This window comes from Pedobacter montanisoli, from assembly GCF_022809115.1.
Classification (GTDB): Bacteria; Bacteroidota; Bacteroidia; order Sphingobacteriales; family Sphingobacteriaceae; genus Pedobacter; species Pedobacter montanisoli.
Genome location: NZ_JALGBH010000002.1, coordinates 37,778 through 58,581 on the forward strand (window position 1 = coordinate 37,778; position 20,804 = coordinate 58,581).

The following is a 20,804-nucleotide window of genomic DNA, read 5'->3' on the forward strand; positions in this document are numbered from 1 at the left end:
AACTTAAGGATTTTATTGATTATTGAAACTACTTTATTATTATTTATTTCGACCTGTTATACTACTTTTAATTGGAAAATATATAGTTATAAAAACAAAAAAGCCCCGAATTCGGGGCTTTTATATTATTCTTCGCTTAAGAAGGGATATCTGTAATCTTTTGGAGGGTTAAATGTTTCTTTGATTGTGCGAGGAGAAACCCAGCGCAATAAATTGATCATAGAACCCGCTTTATCATTGGTACCGCTGCCTCTTGCTCCGCCAAATGGCTGTTGACCAACAACAGCTCCGGTACATTTATCGTTTACATAGAAATTACCAGCCGCATTTCTTAATGCCTGAGTAGCCTGTGCAATCACATATCTGTCCTGAGCAATAATTGCTCCTGTTAAAGCATAAATAGATGTGGTATCAATGATATCTAAAATTTGATCGAAATCTTTGTCATCATATACATATACGGTAAGTACGGGGCCAAAAAGTTCCTCGCACATGGTCGTATATTTAGGATCATTAACCACTAAAACAGTAGGTTCAATGAAATAACCTTTAGATTTATCGTAATTACCTCCGGCAATGATTTCAACACCGCTGTCTTTCTTAGCAGCATCTATATATTTTGCCAGGTTATTGAATGATTTCTCATCGATAACTGCATTGATGAAGTTGCTGAAATCTTCAGTCGGTCCCATTTTCAATGAAGCAAGATCACTGACCATCAGCTCTTTTAACTGCGGCCAGATGCTTTTTGCAATGTAAACCCTTGAAGCAGCAGAGCATTTTTGTCCTTGGTATTCAAAAGCACCTCTTACAATTGCCGTATTGGCGGCTTCTATATCAGCAGAACCATGAACTAAAATGAAATCCTTTCCACCCGTTTCGCCTACAATGCGAGGATAGGTTTTGTATTTATGGATGTTGTTACCAATGGTTTTCCAAATATCCTGGAACACACCAGTTGATCCGGTAAAGTGAATACCGGCAAAATCGGCATGGTTAAAGATTACATCACCGGCATCAGGGCCAGAAACAAAGATCAGGTTGATTACGCCATCAGGAAGTCCTGCTTCGCGGAAGATTTCCATTAATACATTGGCAGCATAGATTTGAGTATTTGCGGGTTTCCAAACCACTACGTTGCCCATCATTGCCACACATGAAGGTAAATTACCTGCAATAGCGGTAAAGTTAAATGGTGTTAGCGCAAATACAAATCCTTCTAAAGGGCGTTGCTCTACACGATTCCAACTGCCATTAGGCGATACAGGAGGTTGTTGTTTGTAGATTTCGGCCATGTAACTTACGTTAAAACGTAAGAAATCTATAATCTCGCAGGCAGAGTCAATCTCAGCCTGATAAGCGTTTTTACTTTGCCCCAACATTGTGGCGGCATTTAATTTATATCTGTAAGGTCCAGCAATCAGATCAGCAGCTTTTAAGAAAATGGCTGCTCTTTGCTCCCAAGCTAGGTTTTCCCAGTCAGCTTTAGCGGCAAGGGCGGCATCAATGGCTTGCTCAACATGTTTTTTGGTTCCTTTGCTGTAAGTAGCCAATAAATGTTGATGATCATGTGGAGGGTTAACTTTTCCTTTGTCTTCGGTAAAAACCTCTTTACCGTTAATATACATAGGTATGTCTAAAACTTTAGAACGGGCATCAGCCAAAGCTTCTTTAAGCAGCTTTCTTTCTTGAGAACCCGGAGCGTAATTGTAAACAGGTTCATTTACCGGAGCCGGTACATTAAAAAATCCTTTTAACATGCGTGAAATAAGTAGTTAATGTACAAATATAGCTTTTTATGAAGTAAAAAGTCTGATGAGTATGTAAAAGTAAACTGAAATGATAATTAACGATAAATACTGGTTAATTACAGTTAGTTTTTCCTTTGTATTAAGTTGTGGATCATTTTGTTTGTAAATAGCACAACCTCGGTCAATTTATCATCTTTTAAAAAGATCAATTATTAATTTTTCTTCCGGTTTATGGCATAGGGAGTACTTACAGGGCCTAAAACTTAAATGTTTATGATGTCTTGAAAAAAAAGTAGGTTAAGTTGTTTATTTTTAAATAGTTAATTCTTACCTTTAAACAAAATAGTTTTGCCTTTAAAATAAGGTTCCATGAAAGAAAATCTACAAAAAGCGCTACCTATGCTATTTGTTGTTTTAATGCTCTTTTTAACTGCGATACAATTCCAGGGGAATTACCATTTATACGGTTAGTGCCTGGTAAAATAACTACCTGAACGGCCAGGCCAAATCATCGTTATGCTTGATGGCATTTGCTATCTTTTTTCCTATTCCTTATGGCCTGTAATTTAATTTTTAACACTAAAAAATCAATCCAATCACCAATAAACTGAAATAATATGAAAAAACTTTACTTAAAAAAATGTTGTTTTTTACTTGCATTGCTGTTGCTCTGCTCTTTTGGCATAAGGGCACAGATTTATGTATCGCCATCAGGAAATGATGGAAATGATGGGAAAACCCTAGCCACGGCTAAAGCATCTTTGTCTGCTGCCATAACAGCTATAGTGGATCCATCAATAACATTGAAATATATTAAGCTGTCTGCAGGTACTTACACAACATCTGGTGTTTCTATTCCTTCGGGAGTAAGGTTGGTAGGTGAATGTGCCAGTTTAACGACTCTGGAAACTTCGGGAAATATTCAATTGCAATCAAATAGTGCCTTGAGCGGTGTTACCGTTACCAGGCCTGGTATAAGTAACTCAATATCTGTTTCAACTTATAGTGGGAGCAATAATATTTCTATTACTCAATGTAAATTTATTGGAAATCGTACGGCTATCTATTTACAAGGTAGCAATCACGTAATCAGTGACAACGAATTTGAAAATAACAGGACGGGGCTCGTTATAGATCCTTCGGGTAGTCCATCAGTAACTGGTCTTAAAATTGAGCGTAATAAATTTTTCAGGAACAGAAGTTACGGGTTTATATTTTTGGGGTCGTCAGATAATGCGGCTATAACTGAACAAGTAACGGCAAATATTGCTTATAACGATTTTATTGGGAATCTTGCTGGCGGTTTCGAGCTAAACTCATCAAACCCTACAACTGCAATTACTCTTCAGGGTAATTATTTTGATGAAACAAATAATACCATTCGCAATGGCCGTACCAATGGTGGGTTTACGGTAGATGATCATAACATAAACAGTGATTATGATAACGATAAATATCACTTTACAGATAATAGTAGTACTGGTTATCCTAATGCTGTTTCAGGAGATGCAACTGCTAAAATTACAACAATAGGAGTTTTAAATGCTGCCACTGCTAACATAAGTGGGCCAGCATTATGCAGAGCAATTAGCTCATCCTCTCCATCTTTTACGGGCTATATCACCATTCAAGATGCAATAGACAATTCAGGTGCAGCAAATACAATAAATGTTTCGGCGGGTAATTATTTTGAAGATGTTGTGGTAAATAAACAGGGGCTTAAACTTATAGGGGCAAATGAACAGACTACAAAAATTATTGGTATCAAAGGAAATTCTTCCGCAACTACATTGTCTATTGCTGCCGATGGGGCTATAGTAGAAGGTTTTACCATTACAAGAGAAGGAAATAACATAACAGATTGGAATGATAGCTATGGAGTTCTGAATAAACAAGGAGTCTCTATGGATGCCAACAATACTACCGCCAGAAAATTGCTTATTACAGGTAACAGAAATGGGATGTATATTAACGGACGTCAAAATGTACTGGTAGAATATTGTGATATAAGCAATAACCGTACAGGTGTACAGGTTGCAAACAATATATCTGGAACTATTATCAGAAACAATAATATAACCAATAACTGGACAATGGGATTCTTATTTAATGATCCTTCTAGTCCTCCCAATCCTCCAGTAACAGCACAAGCTACGGCAGCAGATATTGTTAAAAATAATATCACAGATAATTGGTACTCGCAAGTAGAGTTCAGGGGAGATAATATTAATGTACTTAATTTTGGTGCAAATAATTTAGGTCAGACTCCAGGAGTGGCACCTTCAGTTTCTACAAATCCTTCGGGCGAACCGGGTTATGCTGCACAAATTCCTGTTGCTTTTGGTGGATCAGCTACTGCACCTGGTAGTTCCTACATGATTTGCGGAGCTCATTCAGACAGAATAGACTATTCAGCTGATTTGGAAAATTACACAGATACGGATCCGGTAATAGGTTACCAGCCTAATGATACTAAGGTTTGGGTTTTTGAGAGAGGCCCTTTGGCTACATTGTCACCACGACTTTCATCAGCAGCTAAAATTGTAAACCCTGGAGGAACTATTTTATTAAAAGATGCCGCCATAAATTCGGGAGGAGATATTCCAGTAAATGCAACGCTTGATGCAGATAATGCTACAATTGTTGTGAATGGAAATTTAAAACTGAACGGAAATAACACGATGTTAACCCTTGCAAAACCAGCTACTTTTAATGGTACTATAGAATTTGCGGGCAGTAACATTAAATCAACAGCAACCAATACTTTAACTGCATCTAATTCTATTGTTAGTGGCGCAGGTTATGTTGATGGTCCCTTAAAATTGACAGGTGCTGTTGCTATTTACGATATGCCTTTAGGAAAAGGAGGTGTACAGACTTTAATTTCGTTTAATAACCCTACAGCTGCCATAACTGCCGAGTATTTTAATACAGATGCAGGTAATACCTCAACTATTGCGGCAGGATCTTCGCTTACAGCTGTAAGTAATAAAGAATATTGGGATGTAAGCAGTACAGGTACAGTAGGGAGTGTCTCGTTAACTACTTTCGATAAAAGCGGTAGTGGCATTTCGGGTACCTTAATTACAGAAGTGGCATTTTATGGTGGTACAGAGTGGGTTAGCTATGGCGGAACTTCACAAACTGCTTCAGGTAATAAGTTTAGTGTAACTTCTGATTTAAACCCTATTAATACCATCTCTGGTAAATTTACTTTTGGAACAGGAACTACTCTTCCGGTAGACCTTGTTGCTTTTGAAGCAACTCGTGCGAATAACGGAGCTTTAATTACCTGGGAAACGGTGGCTGAAAGCCAGAATAAAGAGTTTGTGATTACAAAAAGCTTTGATGGTAAGAAATTCTTTGAACTGAAAAGACTGGATGCCAAAGGTGCAGGAAAATATAGTTATACCGATTTAACTTTCTTAAATTCTGCTTATTATAGATTAACACAGATAGATGCAGATGGAAAACCTACCACTTACGATAAGTTAACAAGATTTGTAAAAGGATTGAATGATGGTGTAAGCGTAACCGCTTATCCAAATCCTACTACATCAAAGCTTTTTGTAAATGTAACTTCGGCAGAAAAAGAGCTGGTTAAATTACAACTGGTAGATGTAACCGGTAGAATTCTTAAGGTACAACAGGCAGATACTTCGCAACCTATCGCATTTGATATCAGCGATGCTAAACCAGGTGTATATACATTGAGAATACTGAAAAATACAGGCGACTTAGCTAAGAAAATCGTAAAACTCTAAGTTTACCTGAGCTATGAAAAAGAGGAAAGACCAAATCTTTCCTCTTTTTTTATCATTTTATTTTTTAAATTAACAGTGTTAATTATATTTGTTTGATTTTTGCATTATGGGTAGAAAAGAAAAAAATGAACAACAGCGCGAAGGTATCAGGCAAATGATATTAAAAGAGGCTAAAAACCTGTTTCTTAAAGATGGGTACGAAGCTACATCTATGAGAAAAATTGCACAGGGGGCAGGTATAAGTCCTACAACTATTTATCTCTATTATAAAGATAAAAGCGATATGGCCTATGCCTTGCATAAAGAAGGTTTTAAAATACTGGGTAAGCAATTTATGGTATTGCAAAGTGTAGAGAATGCTTTTGAACGATTAAAAGCTATGGGGAAGATTTATCTTCGGTTTGCTTTAGAAAACCCTGATTTTTATGAAATTATGTTCATTATGAAAGAGCCCATAGAATTTTTGAGCAAACAAGATACGTGTGAATGGGAAGAAGGAGAACAAGCCTTTAACAGCTTGCTCAATACCGTTGCAGATTGCAAAAAAGAGGGTTTTTTTAAGGAAATGGACGAAAGAATAGTAGCACTTAACATCTGGGCGCTTGTACATGGTTTATGTAGTTTAAAACTACAAGGACATTTAGATCATGTTGCGGCAGCACATTTAGGAGAAGATATGCAAAGAGATGTATTAGATGATGCCTATAATGGTTTAATATTAATGATAAGCAGCTTAAGGTAATGAAATTAACGGTGTTAATAAAAAATGGTTTTCTAACTATCAACATAATGCTTTTATGCGGTAGTACGGCTTTTTTAAAGGCGCAGAACGTATTAGATGCTTATATAGAGCAGGCCTGTACAAACAATATTGTACTGATGCAGAAAAATATAAGCTTGGAAAAAGCGCAGATGGCACTTAAAACTGCCAACAGCCTATTTCTACCTTCGTTAAGTTTTCAAGGTACTTACCAAACCGCAGATGGAGGAAGAAATATTCCTTTGCCACTTGGCGATTTACTAAATCCTGTATATAGCACTTTGAATCAGATTACTCAATCTGATAAGTTTCCTATGCTGGAGAATGAACAGATTAATTTTTTTCCTAGAAATTTTTATGATGCCAAGCTGCGGGCTACAATGCCATTGATCAATGCTGATTTAACTTACAATAAAAAAATTGCACAGAAGCAATATACACTTAAAGAATATGAAGTGGCTATTTACAAGAGAGAACTGGTTAGAAATGTTAAAACCGCATATTATAACTATTTAAGTGCTTTGCAGGCTGTAGAAATCTATCAATCGGCTATGAAATTAACGCAGGAAGCCTTACGGGTTAATGAGAAACTGTTAGAAAATGGCAAAGGATTGCCCGCTTATGTGCTACGTTCTAAAAGTGAAATAGAAAATGTTAAAGCCCAGATTGTTACTGCAGAACAGCAGGTTAAAAATGCCAAAATGTATTTTAATTTCTTACTTAACAGAACAGAGGATAAAGAGATTGAGGCCGATTTTAAAGTTGATGATGAACTGAATAAAGTGAATACTTTGCTTTTAACCGGAAATGGGGCTGATTTACGTGAAGAGATTAAGCTTACAAATCAGGCTGTGGCCATTAACCGGGATGTAAACAAACTGAATAAACTATATGCAGTACCTAAACTTGGCGCTTTTATCGATGCGGGTTCGCAAGCAGAGGGTTTTAAGTTTAATCAAAATTCGAGGTATTATATGGCAGGCCTACAACTAGAAATCCCGATTTTTTCTGGTAACAGGAATAACTATAAAATCAAGGAAAGTAACTTAGACCTTAAAAATGCCGAACTAAACAGCGGTTTAGTAACACAGCAATTAAACCTGGCTGTAAAAGTGGCACAGAATAACCTCCTGTCAGCTAATCAGAATTATCAGGCATCTTTAAAGCAATTTGAAGCTGCTGCAGCTTACCAGCGCTTAATAGATAAAGGCTATTTGGCTGGTTCCAATTCTTTTGTAGAAACCATCGATGCCCGTAATCAGTTTACAGGCTCTAGAATATTAACTCAAATAAATAAATATAAAGTATTAATCGCGATTGCAGATCTGGAAAGAGAAACTGCCGCTTATGCTATAAAATGATCATGAAAGCTATCACAAATAAAAGACTTTACGCCTTAGGCTTTTTTGCTGTGCTGATGAGCCTGGCCTGCAGGCATGCCCAGGAAAGTAAAAGCACGATAAACAATGAAAATGTTATTCCTGTAAAAGTAGAAACCTTACAAACAGAAAATGTTAAACAGGCCATTGCTGTATCGGGACAATTCTCTACCGATGATGAAACCATTCTGTCATTTAAAAATGGTGGCGTAATTAAAAAGATCTATGTAAAAGAGGGAGATGCAGTACGTCAGGGGCAATTACTGGCAGCGGTAAGCGAAAATGAAATCTCTGCACAGGCTAATCAGCTTAAACTGGCTTTTCAAAAGGCAGAACGAGATTATAACAGAGCGCAGAAATTGTTTAGAGACAGCGTAGCTACTTTAGAACAGATGCAAAATGCCAAAACAGCTTTGGAGGTTGCCAGACAACAGTTAAATGCAGTCAATATCAATGTGGGTTATGCAGAAATAAGAGCACAGAAAAATGGATATATCCTTAGAAAAATAGCAAACGAAGGTCAAGTCGTAGGTCCTGGAACTCCGGTTTTGCAGGTTAATGGGGCAGGACAGAATAACTGGATTTTAAAAGCTGGTTTGAGTGATAAACAATGGGCTGCTTTAAAAATAGGCGATAGAGCAGAAATCAGTACAGATGCACTACTAGGTAAGACTTTTGAGGCTGTATTAAGCAGGAAAGCCGAAAGTATAGATCCTTCAAACGGAACTTTCGGTGTAGAATTGAAGTTGCAGGATGCTGTTGTAAAAGGCTTGGCAAGCGGCTTGTTTGGTAAGGCCAGAGTTTTTCCAACATTAGCAGTTACCCAATACAGTATTCCTTATGATGCACTTTTAGATGCCAATGAAAACGAAGGCTATATTTTTATCACCAATGATAACCATACAGCCAAGAAAATCAAGGTTTCTTTAGGAGCTTTACAGCAAAACAGAGTGGTAATAACCGGAGGTTTAGAACAAGCGAAAGCAGTTATCATTTCGGGGAGCGCTTATTTAGAAGACAATTCAAAGATCAAGGTGTTAAACTAAGCTTAAACTGAAAATGAAGATATCTGAATATGCCGTAAAAAATTACCAGTTTACCCTCATCATCATGCTCATGTTATTGGTATTGGGTATTACAACGGTACTGAACATGCCGCGTGCCGAAGATCCCGATATGAACGCACCTAATTTTCCGGTGGTGGCAGTTTATCCGGGAGCCAGTCCTAAAGACATGGAGGAGTTGGTGGTTAAACCACTTGAAAAACGGATCTACGGACTAGATAATATAAAAAGCATCAAAACTACCATAAGAGATGGTTTAGCGGTAATTTTTGTAGAATATAAATACAATGTAAATGTAGAGAACAAGTATCAGGAGCTGATTAGAGAGATCAATATAGAACGAGCAAATCTGCCAAAAGAGATTTACAGTCTCGAAGTACAGAAAGTAAGTCCATCTGATGTTAATGTGCTACAAATCGCACTCATTTCTCAGAATGCATCGAGAAGTAACCTGAAAACGGCTGCAGAAAAATTACAAAGTGAACTTGAAAAAGTTCCCACCTTAAAAAATGTAGCTATTGTGGGTTTGCCAGATCAGGAAGTTAGGGTAGATTTAAATCTGGATAAAATGGCCCAGCTGCGGCTGCCCGTAACCTTTATTGCCAACGCTATCCAAAGCGAGGTGGCTAATATCCCCGGAGGTAGTGTAAATGCAGGCAATAAATCGTTTAACATTAAAACCAGTGGCAATTATCAGAATATAGATGAGATTAAAAATACCATTGTATTTAGTGCAGGAGGTAAAAACATTATGCTTAAAGATGTGGCTAATGTTTATTTTGATTATTCGCAGGATAAACACCTTACCCGTTTAAACAGTTATCGTTGTGTGTTTGTAGTGGCGGCGTTAAAATCAGGAAGCAACATATCACAATCGCAGGATAAATATTTACCGGCAATCAATCAGTTTAAAGATACCTTACCCAATAATATAGATATGCAGGTCATGTTTGATCAGGCCGAAAATGTAAATACAAGATTAAGTGGTTTAGGTGTCGATTTTATGATTGCCATTACCTTAGTACTGATTACCTTGCTGCCTTTAGGTACCAGAGCATCAATTGTAGTAATGGTTTCTATTCCACTATCTTTAGCTATCGGTATTATCCTGGTTAATTTATTAGGCTTTAGCTTAAATCAGTTGAGTATTGTAGGCTTAGTGGTTTCATTGGGTTTGTTGGTTGATGATAGCATTGTTGTAGTAGAAAATATAGAACGCTGGATGCGTGAGGGGCATAGTCGTATAGAAGCAACCTTTAAAGCCACCAAGCAAATTGGCTTAGCTGTTATCGGCTGTACGGCAACGCTCATTATTGCCTTTATGCCCTTAATGTTTATGCCCGAGGCATCAGGAGAATTTATCAGGAGCTTGCCTGTAGCGGTAATGAGTTCGGTGCTGGGTTCTATGTTTGTAGCATTGACCATTGTGCCATTCTTATCCAGCAAAATTTTAAAACCACACCAAGATCCTGCTGGAAACATCGTTTTAAAAACCCTGCAAAAAATAATTCATGGTACCTATGCCAGATTGTTAGACAAAGCTTTGCATAAACCTGTGGTAACCATCATTGTTGCCGTAATAATTTTTGGTGGATCATTGGCATTAATACCGGTTATTGGTTTCAGTCTTTTCCCTTCATCAGAAAAACCACAGTTTTTGATCAATATATCTACGCCTTTACAATCTAATCTACATTATACAGATTCTATAGCAAAGCAGATAGAACAAGAGCTTAAAACCATTCCAGAAGTAAAATACTTTGCTACAAATGTGGGTAAAGGAAATCCACGAATTTATTATAATGTTTTACAGCAAAACGAACGATCAGATTTTTCGGAAATATTTGTGCTCTTAAAAGATGATATCACGGCCGATAAAAAGGTAAAACTCATTGAAAATCTTCGTAAGAAATGGTCGCCTTATCCGGGAGCTAAAATAGAAGTAAAAGACTTTGAACAAGGGCAGCCTATTGTTTCGCCAGTAGAGGTGCGTTTGTTTGGCGATGATCTGGATACATTACGACATTTATCGGCGAAAGTAGAAGAGCTCTTAAAGCAGACAGAAGGAACTATTTATGTAAATAATCCGCTTAAAAATCTAAAATCTGATATTAAGGTAGAAATTGATAAAGAAAAAGCAAATGCTTTAGGCATTGCTACGGTTAATATAGACCGTACTGTGCGTATGGCTTTAGCGGGTGTAGAAGTAGGGAAGTTTGTAAATCCTAATGCAAACAGCGATGATTATAGCATTATACTTACCACCAGTAGGCCTGCAAATCCTACGCTTAAGGTTTTAGAAAATCTATATGTGAATAACAACCAAGGTGTTTCTATTCCTTTATCACAAATTGCTACCCTAAAGCTAGAAACCTCTGCCATCAGCATCAATCACCAGAATAAAGAGCGAACTACTTCTGTAAATGCGTTTGTAAAAAGAGGCTATTTAAATGATCGTGTAATTAAAGAGGTCGAACAGCAAATGCAAAAAATGAAATTGCCTAAGGGATATGAGTTTGCCATGGGCGGAGAGGTAGAAAGTAGAAATCAATCTTTTGGTGGTTTTGGTAGTATTATTTTAATCACGGTATTCTTGTTTATAGCGGTGCTGGTGCTTGAGTTCAAAACCTTTAAAAGTACACTTATTGTACTTTCGGTTATTCCTTTAGGCATAGTAGGAGCTGTTCTGGCGCTTCTGGTTACTGGAAATTCCTTGTCATTTGTAGCTACCATCGGTATTGTTGCACTGGCGGGTATAGAAGTGAAAAATACCATTCTGCTGGTAGATTTTACCAATCAATTGAGGGCCGAAGGTAAGGGGTTAAACCAAGCAATTGAAGAAGCAGGCGAGGTGAGATTTCTGCCTATCATCTTAACTACTTTTACTGCAATAGGAGGCTTGTTGCCTATTGCCTTGTCGAGCAATCCTTTGATATCGCCATTGGCTATTGTAATGATTGGCGGCTTGATTAGTTCAACTTTATTGTCGAGAATAGTAACGCCGGTAGTTTATAAATTGATGCCACCCAAAATATAGACAAATAGTTAAAAGCAGAGTCATCCCCGGGCAGGCAATATTTTTCGCCATCGGGGATGGCTTTTTTGTTTCATTGCCATCAAATAATTATTTACTTTTGAAACCTGCATGCTAAAATATTTACGTTTAATCCTTCTGCCCCTTTCATTCATTTATGGTTTGGTTACAACAATAAGAAATTGGTTGTACGATAAAGGCCTGTTGAAATCAGTTAGTTTTGATATACCTGTAATTAGTGTGGGCAACCTGGCCGTAGGAGGTTCGGGCAAAACACCAGCAACAGAATATCTAGTTCGCCTTTTAAGTGGTTATAAAATTGCTATTTTAAGCAGGGGATATGGGCGTAAAACCAAAGGATTTATTCTTGCCGATGAACATGCAACAGCTGCTACCATTGGTGATGAACCTATGCAGTATTACCATAAATTTAAACAGGTAACCGTTGCCGTTTGCGAAGATAGGATCAAAGGAATTTCTTTACTAAAAGAGCAGCATGATATCATCTTATTGGATGATGCCTTTCAGCATCGTAGAGTTAAGCCAGGTTTTAGCATTCTGCTATTTGAATTTGACAAGCTTAGCCGCTTTCAATTTATACTGCCTGCCGGAAACCTGCGAGAAACTTTTGATGGTGTAACAAGAGCAGATAGTGTACTGGTAACCAAATGTCCGCCTCTGTCATCATTAAACTTAAAGCTGGCTGTATCACATAAATTTGAACTTACCAGTCATCAAAACCTTGCTTTTGCAGGTATTGCTTATGAAAAACCAGTTCATTTGTTCAAAAGAGAAGTGTATAACAAAAGCATTGGTGGAGAAGTCTTTTTATTAACCGCTATAGCCAACTCCAAACCACTGGTAGAATATTTAAATAAATTTCCGGTTAATCTGCATCATTTTAAATATGCAGATCACCATAACTTTACCGTAAATGAAATAAACAGACTGGTTAAGGCCTTTGAACAAAACCCTGCGCAGGAAAAAATAATAATTACAACAGAAAAGGATGCCCAGCGTTTATTAAATAATAATTTAAGAGATTTACTTTTAAATTTGCCTGTTTACTGCCTGCCTATAAGCATGGTTGTACAAGAGGAAGATAAGCAAACGTTTGACCAAAAAATTTTAAACTATGTTGCAAGCTTTAGAAGATTCAGTTAAATATATCAAACATAAAATAGGAGATTTTACACCTGAAGTAGGTATTGTTTTAGGTACAGGATTAGGTGCTTTAGTGAATGAAATAGATATTCCGCACAGCATCATGTATTCAAGCATTCCTAATTTCCCTATATCAACGCTGGAATTCCATTCAGGAAAACTCATTTTTGGTACATTAAATGGTAAAAAAGTAGTAGCCATGCAAGGCAGATTACATTACTATGAAGGCTATAGTATGCAGCAGATTACTTTTCCTATAAGAGTAATGAAACTGCTGGGCATTACGCATTTATTTGTATCAAATGCTGCGGGATCTTTAAACCCAGAGTTCAGAAAAGGTGAGCTGATGATCATTCACGATCATATCAATCTGCAACCCGAAAGCCCGTTAAGAGGATTAAACCATACCAATTTAGGACCCCGTTTCCCGGATATGAGTCAGCCTTATAACCACGATTTGATTGAAAAAGGATTGCACATAGCTAGAGAAGCCCATATAACCTGTCATAAAGGTGTATATGTAGCCGTTACCGGACCAAATCTTGAAACAAAAGCAGAATATAAATATTTAAGAGTAATTGGCGGAGATGCGGTAGGGATGAGTACTGTACCCGAGATCATTGTGGCTAACCATATGGGTTTACCTGTTTTCGCTATTTCTGTATTAACAGATGAAGGTTTTCCTGCCGATCTTAAACCGGTAAGCGTAGAAGAAATTATTGAAACAGCCGCAAAAGCAGAGCCTAAAATGACTCTTATCTTAAGCAAGCTTATATCTGGTTTATAATGCGTAAACACATTGCATCTATTATTCTTTTGCTGCTTATAATAAGCGCTGGTTATGTACAGGCACAGGATCTGAAAACTTCTGTGGGACGTAACAAAGAATTAGATTCTTTAAGGAAACAGGAAGAAGCAGGAAAAGATACGGTTATTTTTAACTCAAAATATATCAGGTATACTACACTCAAATTAATGAGAGATAGTGTGCAAACCATACCTCTTGATACCACATTGGCAGGGATCCAGAATTTTAGTCCTATTAAACAACCTCATATGCCCACTATAGGCACGGGAGTTTTGGGATTAGCAGCTGCACCCATGCTGTATGCGCCCTTAAAAAATATAGGTTTTGATGCAGGCTTTCATTCGCTTGATTTTTATAAACTCACACATGATGAGGTTAAATTTTATAGAGCAAGATCACCCTTTACCAGCTTAAATTATACTGCCGCATCTGATAATGAGCAGACTCTAAAGATTATCCATTCGCAAAACATCAAACGTAACTGGAATTTTGGGGCTAATTTCAACCGTATAGGTGCTAACGGATTTTATACCCACCAGCGTGGAGATGATCTGAATGCCGCAATCTTTACATGGTATCAATCACCTAATAAACGCTATAACCTGATGGCCGATGTGATTTTTAATACGCTAAAAGCCCAGGAAAACGGGTCGGTGGTAAAAGGAGATATATTTGCGTATGAGGGCGATAACTTGGTAAGCAAAAAGGCTGAACCGGTAAAACTGAATACAGCTAAGCAGCTGTACAGGAATACCAGTATCATGATTAAGCAGGATTATTTTGTGGGCCGTATAGACAGTACGCAGACCCAGAATTCGCAAAATATATTGCCAACCAATAAAATATCTTATACGCTGATTTATAATACCAACTCGTATAACTTTAAAAAAGATGAAGAAGATGAGTTTAAGGTATTGCCTACCACAGCCAGAGATCTGGTATTTACCAACGATACTACATTTGTAAAGCAGTTACAAAATGAATTTGTGTATTCATTTTTTCTAAGATCTAAATCAAGTTCTTTCATCAAAAATGAATTAAAAATCGATGCAGGAATTAGGCATAATTACTATAGTTTTGGACAGTCTGTTTTGAAGAAAGATAAAACATCGTTTTTTGACGATAGAACAACTTTTCAAGACCTTACCTTATTGGGAGCTTTAGGTTATAGGTTTAGCAATAAGATCGATTTGAATTTAGATGTACAACAGATCTTTCAGGGTAAATATGCCGGAGATTTTCTGTATGAAGCAAAGTCTAATATAAATTTAGGTGATAAGGCAGGTAAGATTATTATGGATGCTTATATTCAGAATAAATCGCCAGAGAGTATCTATACCTTTTACAACAGTAATTATTATAACTGGGATTTTAGAAGAGACCTGGACAGAACCAAAACAGCTAGTTTTTCTTTCAGATACATAAATGCATTGCTGGGGCTTGATACAAAAGCTTCTTATTATCTCATTTCAAATTATACTTATTTCACGCAAACTGCACCTAATGTAATTAGTCCGACACAAGAGAGCGGAAACATCAGCTTATTGCAGATCAATTTAGGTAAAAGCACAAGTTTAGGAAGTTTTCATTTTGATGTTTATGGCGTGTACCAGAAAACAGATTATGCTAATATTTTAAGAACGCCTGAGTTTTATGCTTTTGCAAGTATCTATAAAGACCAAACCTTTTTTAAAACCCTAAAAACACAAATTGGTTTCGATGTAAGATATAACTCAACCTATGTAGCCAAATCTTACGCTCCGGCAGTTGCACAGTTTTATAACGGCGATAATGTGGTATTTGGATCAAAACCCGTAGCAGATGTATGGATCAAAGCAGGTTTGAGAAGAGCTAACCTTTTTGCAAAGTATGAATATGTAAACCAAGGCGTATTTAGCAAAGGATATTATACAGTTAACCAATACCCAATGCCTGATAGGTTATTTAAAGTAGGGGTAAGCTGGAATTTTTACGACTAACAAAAAAAGCAGACCAGTTCGGTCTGCTTTTTTTATAGCTTTCAATAAAGCTTAAAATGAATAACCTACAGTAAAACCTAATACACGGTTACTTATTTTGTTATCACTTGATTTTTGGTCGCTTGGAATTAAGTTACTTAGACCTAAACCGTAATTAGCACCCAGTGAAAATCCCGAGGCAAGGCGGTAACCCAAACCAAAGTTAGCACCAAAATCCATGCTGCTCATATCGTCAGAGTTTTTACTGCCAAAATTCATGTCCCTGTCTCCAGAAATGGTTGAAGAAGACCCGGTTACGCTGTTTTTGTATTTCCCTGAGATATTAAAAGCTGCATAAGGACCGGCACTAATCTGAAATGCACCTGCATCGCCGGTAGGAATGCGAAGTACGGCATTTACCGGAACCTCGATAGCCATTACATTTTGTTCTATTTTACCTGTGCCACCAAATATGTTGCCCTCTATTTTTCCGCCTTTATTCTGTAATGAAATACCTGGCTGGATAAAGAAGTTATTGGCTACACCAAAATCACCATAAGCAGTAACGTTAAAGCCCACAATATTTTTTGAATACTGATCTAATTGGCCTGCGTCTTCTCCGCTATATTTTAAACTAGATAAATTTACCCCTGCTTTTACGCCAAAGCGGGCATCGTTTCCCGACATTTTAGTGGTTTGTGCAAAGGTCCCTATTGAGAGAAACGTAAATGCTGTTGCTACAATTAAATTTTTCATAACTTTCTGTTTTGATGTCTAATTTTTTAAATATTAAAACAGTAAAGAAGTTCCAAAAGCTGTGCCAAAAACGAGATTTATTTGCGTGTTTTTGTTGTAAGGTATTGGTTTTCAGTGTGTTTTTTAAGGTTTTTAAGCGATGTGCTAATTTTCAGATATAGTGCTTAAAACAGGTCAGAATTTGAAAGAAGAGCTAAATTAATGTTGGATAAAACATAAGCACTTAATTTTTTCATTCATGTTATTTATATGTTTACACAGGACGAATGCTGTAACATAAATAGGAGTAATATTAATCATTTAAGGTTAATATTTTTGCTTGAAATTGAAATTCTAAGTTTGGCATTTTTACCCATCCAGCATTGCCAAAATGAATTAATGAATAAAAATCTTTGTTAAATTTTTTAGGAAACGAACTGTATTTTAACGAGGGTAGCTTATTTAGCTGCCATCCATGGATTTTTAAAATATCGTTTGAATAGTATTCTTGAGGAAGTGTTTCGAATACAATAAAAACCCCTTCATCGGGGATTTTTATCCCTAAATAAGAAATGTCGATGCTAAATGATTTTTCCGATTTTTTATTACTTACAATAAACCCTTCCATTAATTGTTCAGATGGAAATTCGCTTTTATTGTTCTTTTTATATAAACTAATTTTGAAAGGAGCATTGATGCCATTAGCCTTATTACTCATATTGATAATAATCTCTTTTATGTAGCCCTCATTTTCATATTTAGGTAGGTATAAAGCATATTTCCTGTTGAATGCGGTTAGGTAATGACTTATTGAAAAGCTATTTGGCCCATATTCCAGCGTTTTGCTCTTTTTCTTGTTCTCTATGATCTTGACTTCATTTAATGTTATTGCTGCCTCCTTAAGTAGTATAACTGATAGTAGCTCATTTAAATTTGTAACAATGATTTTCTTTGTTTCAAACCCTATGTGCCTGACATTGATCGTATCAGAAATTTTTAGTATTGCAAGAGGAATAGGAACAACACCGAGCTCATTTGAAGGGAAATAATTTTTTGAATTAATATCTATGGTTACTCCAGTAACAGGAAGATCAGAACCGTCAATCCTTACTTGTGGAGACCAAATACTGGACTGATTGCTTTGAGCAATACTTATCGAATAAATAAGTATAGAGGAAAGCACTGAAGCAAGTCTTTTTAACCACATTGGCTAATAATACTAATTTTTAAAAGAATATAAAGCTGTAAAGCATACAAAGAAAAGGTTTTTAAAGTGACGTGGTGCAAATGCTTTAACAAGAGAAAGTAATAACGCTTACCTTTAAAAAGGTATTCAAAAAATTAGACTATCTTCCTTTTTGAATACCTATCGAATCAGAATTTATTTTTGAGGCATTTCATCGAAATTTACCATCCAGCTTATGCCAAATTTATCAGTAAACATACCAAAATAAGCACCCCAGAAAGTATTTGCCATAGGCATGGTTATTTTACCTCCGGCAGATAAGCCATTAAATAATTTGTCGGCCTCTGCTTTACTTTCAGCATTAATAGAAACTGCAAAATTATTTCCAACTGTAAGGGTGCCAGACCATTCGCCTGCTGTATCGCTGCCCATTAATACAGTTTCTTTACTGATGGGTAAACTCACGTGCATGATTTTGTCAGCATCAGCACCAGCCACTGGTGGCATATTTTCACTTGGTGGAATATCTTTGAATTTACCAATATGCGCAAATTCACCACCAAAAACAGATTTGTAGAAGTTAAATGCAGCCTCGCAAGTTCCTTCAAAAGTTAAATAAACATTTACAGTAGCCATGTTTTTAAGATTTAATATTGTTTTGAATTTTTTAAGTTTAAATAGAAAAATTTAATCCAGATTGTTTAATAGCAGGATTTCTAATCAGGTTTTTTGTGGTTTCTTTTTAGCTGCCGGAAAAAGCACATTGTTTAAAATGAGCCTATAGCCCGGAGAGTTTGGATGAAGGCTTAAATCTGTAGGAGGATCACCAACCTGGTGCTGGTAATCTTCGGGATCATGCCCGCCATAAAAAGTAAACTGGCCTTTGCCGGTTTCACCATGTAAATAACGTACTTCTTCACCAGCCTTATTTTCGCCCATAACCGTAACACTTGGTTTTACCAGACGTTTTCTAAAAGCGGTGGTTTGTCCCATAAAACCTTTGATTACCCTTTCGTGATTTTGAGTAAGCATGGTAGGTACGAGATCCCATTTGGCAGAGAAATCAAATAAGGTAAAGAAATCGTTGGTTACATTAAAATTGCGGGTCTGGGTAACATCAATATCTGCAAACTCGTAGTTATAAGGGTTCATATCCAATCTAAAATCTGTAAAGGCAAAGGTTTTACTAAAATCTAATTTACTTTGTGCCTGCGGGTCCACACCATCACCATCAAACATGCGGTCTGCAATATCCACACCTTCTGCTGCAAGAGCAATATCAAAACTGTCTGTACCAGAGCACATGGCAAATAAAAAGCCTCCTCCGGCACAATATTCTTTAATGCGTTTGGCAACTGCCAGTTTCATTTCAGATACTTTTTTAAATCCGTTTCTCTTGGCAGCCTCTTCCTGATATTTCACATCGTCCTGGTACCATTTTACATTTTGATAAGCAGCCCAGAACCTGCCGTATTGACCCGTAAAATCTTCATGGTGTAAATGCAACCAGTCGTATGCAACCAATTTATCTTTTAAGATATCATCATCATAGATTACTTCGTAAGGTATTTCGGCGTAAGTGAGTACCAAGGTTACTGCATCATCCCAGGGTAATTTGCTTTTAGGAGAGTAAACAGCAATTTTTGGTGCTTTTTCAAGTTTCACCATTTCCATATTCACATCGGGCTTGTTAATTTCATTTAAGATGGAAGTTACCTTGCCATCTGCTAAAATTTCATAAGAAACTCCTCTTATTTTGCATTCATCTTCAACAGATTTGGCATATTTGATCAGAAAGCTTCCGCCACGATAGTTTAGTAGCCAGTCAACCTCTAATTGATTTTTAATGGTCCAATAAGCAATACCATAAGCTTTAAGGTGATTTTTCTGATCTTCATCCATATGGATAAGGATAGAAGAAGCCTTAGCTATTACAGCGGCGGTCATAAGAAACAGCCATAAACCTAATTTTTTAAAAACCATGATAAAGTATGAAGCTAAAAATAACGTAAAAAGGCCGTATTTAAAATTTATGTATGCTAAAAACGTTAAAAATTATTAAATGATATGATGATATTTTTATTTAATGGCATATATCAGGCAAATTGCTAAATTTGAAACCTTAAAAAAAGATTATGAGTAAAGCGATTATAAAAACTGAAAAAGGTAACATGACTGTGGAGTTTTACGAAAAAGATGCTCCCAATACAGTTGCCAATTTTAAAAAATTAGCTAAAGAAGGATTTTATGATGGAGTAACTTTCCATCGTGTAATTCCTAATTTTGTAATACAGGGCGGTTGTCCAAACTCTAAAGAAGGTGCTACAGGCATACCGGGTACAGGTGGTCCGGGTTATAAAATTGATTGTGAATTAACAGGTGATAACCAATATCACGATCGTGGGGTTTTATCTATGGCTCATGCCGGAAGAAATACCGGAGGTTCACAATTCTTTGTTTGCCATAGCAGGGATAATACAGCTCACTTAGACAGAAACCATACTTGCTTTGGTAAAGTGGTTGAAAATGTTGACCTTGTTGATGACATCCGTCAGGGCGATAGAATTTTAACAATTGAAGTAATTGAAGATTAATATCCAAATCATATGAATTTAAGAGGAATTGTAGCTGTTTCTGGCCGACCGGGATTATTTAAATTGATCGGTCAAAATAAAGCAGGGTATGTTTTAGAAGGTCTTGACGAGCAGAAATTAAAAATTGTTGCTAACCTTGCCAATACAAAATTAGCATCGTTAGAAGATATTACGGTTTACGGCGAAGAAGAAGAAATAAAGCTTTCTGATGTATTGGGAGCTATTTCAAAAACCAAAACAGCTGTGCCTGATGCAAAGGCTGATGGTACTACGCTTAGAAAGTTTTTCCTGGAAGTAGCACCTGGTCATGATCAAGAAAAGGTATATGCTTCAGATATGAAGAAAATCTTAGCATGGTATAACCAGTTAAAAGACTTGCCTTTATTTACTGAGAAAGTGGAAGAAGCAACCGAAGCTTCAAAAACTGAAGAAAAATCAGAAATCAAAGCTAAGGGCGAAACTAAAGCTAAAGCACCAAAGGCAAAACCGACAAATGCCAAAGCACCAACAACTAAAGCTTCGGCACCAGCTAAAAAAGCTAATATGACCAGCAAAAAAGGCGTTTAATACCCAATCATATTATAGAGCTTAAGGTATCTGGTAATGT

15 protein-coding genes are annotated in these 20,804 nt (G+C 36.7%); 10 read left to right on the top strand and 5 right to left on the bottom strand.

Annotated elements, in window-relative coordinates; genetic code table 11:
• Nucleotides 1–125 precede the first annotated feature (125 nt).
• Entirely contained in the window at nucleotides 126–1,760 is a 1,635-nt protein-coding gene (gene pruA / locus MMF97_RS07880; RefSeq protein WP_243361263.1) for an L-glutamate gamma-semialdehyde dehydrogenase, read from the bottom strand.
• Nucleotides 1,761–2,368: 608 nt separating this feature from the next.
• Here pruA and MMF97_RS07885 point away from each other — a divergent pair.
• The 8 genes from MMF97_RS07885 (at nucleotide 2,369) to MMF97_RS07920 (ending at nucleotide 15,703) form a co-directional block, all read left to right on the top strand.
• Nucleotides 2,369–5,515: a right-handed parallel beta-helix repeat-containing protein gene (locus tag MMF97_RS07885; protein ID WP_243361265.1), complete on the top strand. Its 3,147-nt coding sequence runs from the start codon at nucleotides 2,369–2,371 to the stop codon at nucleotides 5,513–5,515.
• A gap of 106 nt (nucleotides 5,516–5,621) precedes the next feature.
• Nucleotides 5,622–6,257 carry a TetR/AcrR family transcriptional regulator gene (locus MMF97_RS07890; protein ID WP_243361267.1) on the top strand — a complete coding sequence of 212 codons (636 nt, stop codon included), beginning with the start codon at nucleotides 5,622–5,624 and terminating at the stop codon, nucleotides 6,255–6,257.
• Between the two features lie 47 nt (nucleotides 6,258–6,304).
• Nucleotides 6,305–7,636 carry a TolC family protein gene (locus tag MMF97_RS07895; RefSeq protein WP_243361269.1) on the top strand — a complete coding sequence of 444 codons (1,332 nt, stop codon included), beginning with the start codon at nucleotides 6,305–6,307 and terminating at the stop codon, nucleotides 7,634–7,636.
• A gap of 2 nt (nucleotides 7,637–7,638) precedes the next feature.
• On the top strand, nucleotides 7,639–8,700 hold the full coding sequence (locus tag MMF97_RS07900) for an efflux RND transporter periplasmic adaptor subunit (protein ID WP_243361270.1): 1,062 nt from the start codon (nucleotides 7,639–7,641) through the stop codon (nucleotides 8,698–8,700).
• 13 nt (nucleotides 8,701–8,713) lie between these two features.
• Nucleotides 8,714–11,755 carry an efflux RND transporter permease subunit gene (locus MMF97_RS07905; RefSeq protein ID WP_243361273.1) on the top strand — a complete coding sequence of 1,014 codons (3,042 nt, stop codon included), beginning with the start codon at nucleotides 8,714–8,716 and terminating at the stop codon, nucleotides 11,753–11,755.
• A 108-nt stretch (nucleotides 11,756–11,863) separates the two neighbouring features.
• Entirely contained in the window at nucleotides 11,864–12,916 is a 1,053-nt protein-coding gene (gene lpxK / locus MMF97_RS07910; protein ID WP_243361275.1) for a tetraacyldisaccharide 4'-kinase, read from the top strand.
• Nucleotides 12,888–13,703, top strand: coding sequence for a purine-nucleoside phosphorylase (locus MMF97_RS07915; protein WP_243361277.1), 816 nt, complete (start codon nucleotides 12,888–12,890; stop codon nucleotides 13,701–13,703). The genes lpxK and MMF97_RS07915 overlap by 29 nt, the downstream gene beginning before the upstream one ends.
• The gene (locus MMF97_RS07920; RefSeq protein WP_243361279.1) at nucleotides 13,703–15,703 is read left to right on the top strand and encodes a putative porin; all 2,001 of its coding nucleotides are present in this window, start codon (nucleotides 13,703–13,705) and stop codon (nucleotides 15,701–15,703) included. Before MMF97_RS07915 ends, MMF97_RS07920 begins: the two co-directional genes overlap by 1 nt.
• Before the next feature lie 51 nt (nucleotides 15,704–15,754).
• Here the strand turns inward: MMF97_RS07920 and MMF97_RS07925 are convergent, their stop codons facing one another.
• The 4 genes from MMF97_RS07925 to MMF97_RS07940 form a co-directional block, all read right to left on the bottom strand.
• Nucleotides 15,755–16,438 (bottom strand): porin family protein, encoded by a 684-nt coding sequence (locus MMF97_RS07925; RefSeq protein WP_243361281.1) that lies wholly within the window; start codon nucleotides 16,436–16,438, stop codon nucleotides 15,755–15,757.
• Nucleotides 16,439–16,730: 292 nt separating this feature from the next.
• Nucleotides 16,731–17,624, bottom strand: coding sequence for a hypothetical protein (locus tag MMF97_RS07930; RefSeq protein WP_243361284.1), 894 nt, complete (start codon nucleotides 17,622–17,624; stop codon nucleotides 16,731–16,733).
• A 174-nt stretch (nucleotides 17,625–17,798) separates the two neighbouring features.
• Nucleotides 17,799–18,239, bottom strand: coding sequence for a VOC family protein (locus MMF97_RS07935; protein ID WP_243361286.1), 441 nt, complete (start codon nucleotides 18,237–18,239; stop codon nucleotides 17,799–17,801).
• An 84-nt stretch (nucleotides 18,240–18,323) separates the two neighbouring features.
• A complete protein-coding gene (locus MMF97_RS07940) occupies nucleotides 18,324–19,505 on the bottom strand; it encodes an asparagine synthetase B (protein ID WP_243363291.1) in 1,182 nt (393 codons plus the stop codon).
• A gap of 233 nt (nucleotides 19,506–19,738) precedes the next feature.
• Between MMF97_RS07940 and MMF97_RS07945 the strand changes: the two genes are divergently transcribed.
• Both MMF97_RS07945 and MMF97_RS07950 read left to right on the top strand, forming a co-directional pair.
• On the top strand, nucleotides 19,739–20,197 hold the full coding sequence (locus MMF97_RS07945; RefSeq protein WP_243361287.1) for a peptidylprolyl isomerase: 459 nt from the start codon (nucleotides 19,739–19,741) through the stop codon (nucleotides 20,195–20,197).
• A gap of 12 nt (nucleotides 20,198–20,209) precedes the next feature.
• Complete coding sequence (locus MMF97_RS07950; RefSeq protein ID WP_243361289.1) at nucleotides 20,210–20,764, top strand: DUF5606 family protein; 555 nt, start codon at nucleotides 20,210–20,212, stop codon at nucleotides 20,762–20,764.
• The last annotated feature ends 40 nt before the right edge of the window (nucleotides 20,765–20,804 follow it).

Excerpts from the sequence above, each read along its gene's own strand:
- MMF97_RS07940 (WP_243363291.1), bottom strand. The coding sequence starts at position 19,505 with ATGGATGAAGATCAGAAAAATCACCTTAAAGCTTATGGTATTGCTTAT.
- pruA (WP_243361263.1), bottom strand. The coding sequence starts at position 1,760 with ATGTTAAAAGGATTTTTTAATGTACCGGCTCCGGTAAATGAACCTGTT.
- MMF97_RS07905 (WP_243361273.1), top strand. The coding sequence starts at position 8,714 with ATGAAGATATCTGAATATGCCGTAAAAAATTACCAGTTTACCCTCATC.
- lpxK (WP_243361275.1), top strand. The coding sequence starts at position 11,864 with ATGCTAAAATATTTACGTTTAATCCTTCTGCCCCTTTCATTCATTTAT.
- MMF97_RS07900 (WP_243361270.1), top strand. The coding sequence starts at position 7,639 with ATGAAAGCTATCACAAATAAAAGACTTTACGCCTTAGGCTTTTTTGCT.
- MMF97_RS07945 (WP_243361287.1), top strand. The coding sequence starts at position 19,739 with ATGAGTAAAGCGATTATAAAAACTGAAAAAGGTAACATGACTGTGGAG.
- MMF97_RS07885 (WP_243361265.1), top strand. The coding sequence starts at position 2,369 with ATGAAAAAACTTTACTTAAAAAAATGTTGTTTTTTACTTGCATTGCTG.
- MMF97_RS07935 (WP_243361286.1), bottom strand. The coding sequence starts at position 18,239 with ATGGCTACTGTAAATGTTTATTTAACTTTTGAAGGAACTTGCGAGGCT.
- MMF97_RS07930 (WP_243361284.1), bottom strand. The coding sequence starts at position 17,624 with ATGTGGTTAAAAAGACTTGCTTCAGTGCTTTCCTCTATACTTATTTAT.
- MMF97_RS07890 (WP_243361267.1), top strand. The coding sequence starts at position 5,622 with ATGGGTAGAAAAGAAAAAAATGAACAACAGCGCGAAGGTATCAGGCAA.
- MMF97_RS07920 (WP_243361279.1), top strand. The coding sequence starts at position 13,703 with ATGCGTAAACACATTGCATCTATTATTCTTTTGCTGCTTATAATAAGC.
- MMF97_RS07915 (WP_243361277.1), top strand. The coding sequence starts at position 12,888 with ATGTTGCAAGCTTTAGAAGATTCAGTTAAATATATCAAACATAAAATA.
- MMF97_RS07925 (WP_243361281.1), bottom strand. The coding sequence starts at position 16,438 with ATGAAAAATTTAATTGTAGCAACAGCATTTACGTTTCTCTCAATAGGG.
- MMF97_RS07895 (WP_243361269.1), top strand. The coding sequence starts at position 6,305 with ATGCTTTTATGCGGTAGTACGGCTTTTTTAAAGGCGCAGAACGTATTA.
- MMF97_RS07950 (WP_243361289.1), top strand. The coding sequence starts at position 20,210 with ATGAATTTAAGAGGAATTGTAGCTGTTTCTGGCCGACCGGGATTATTT.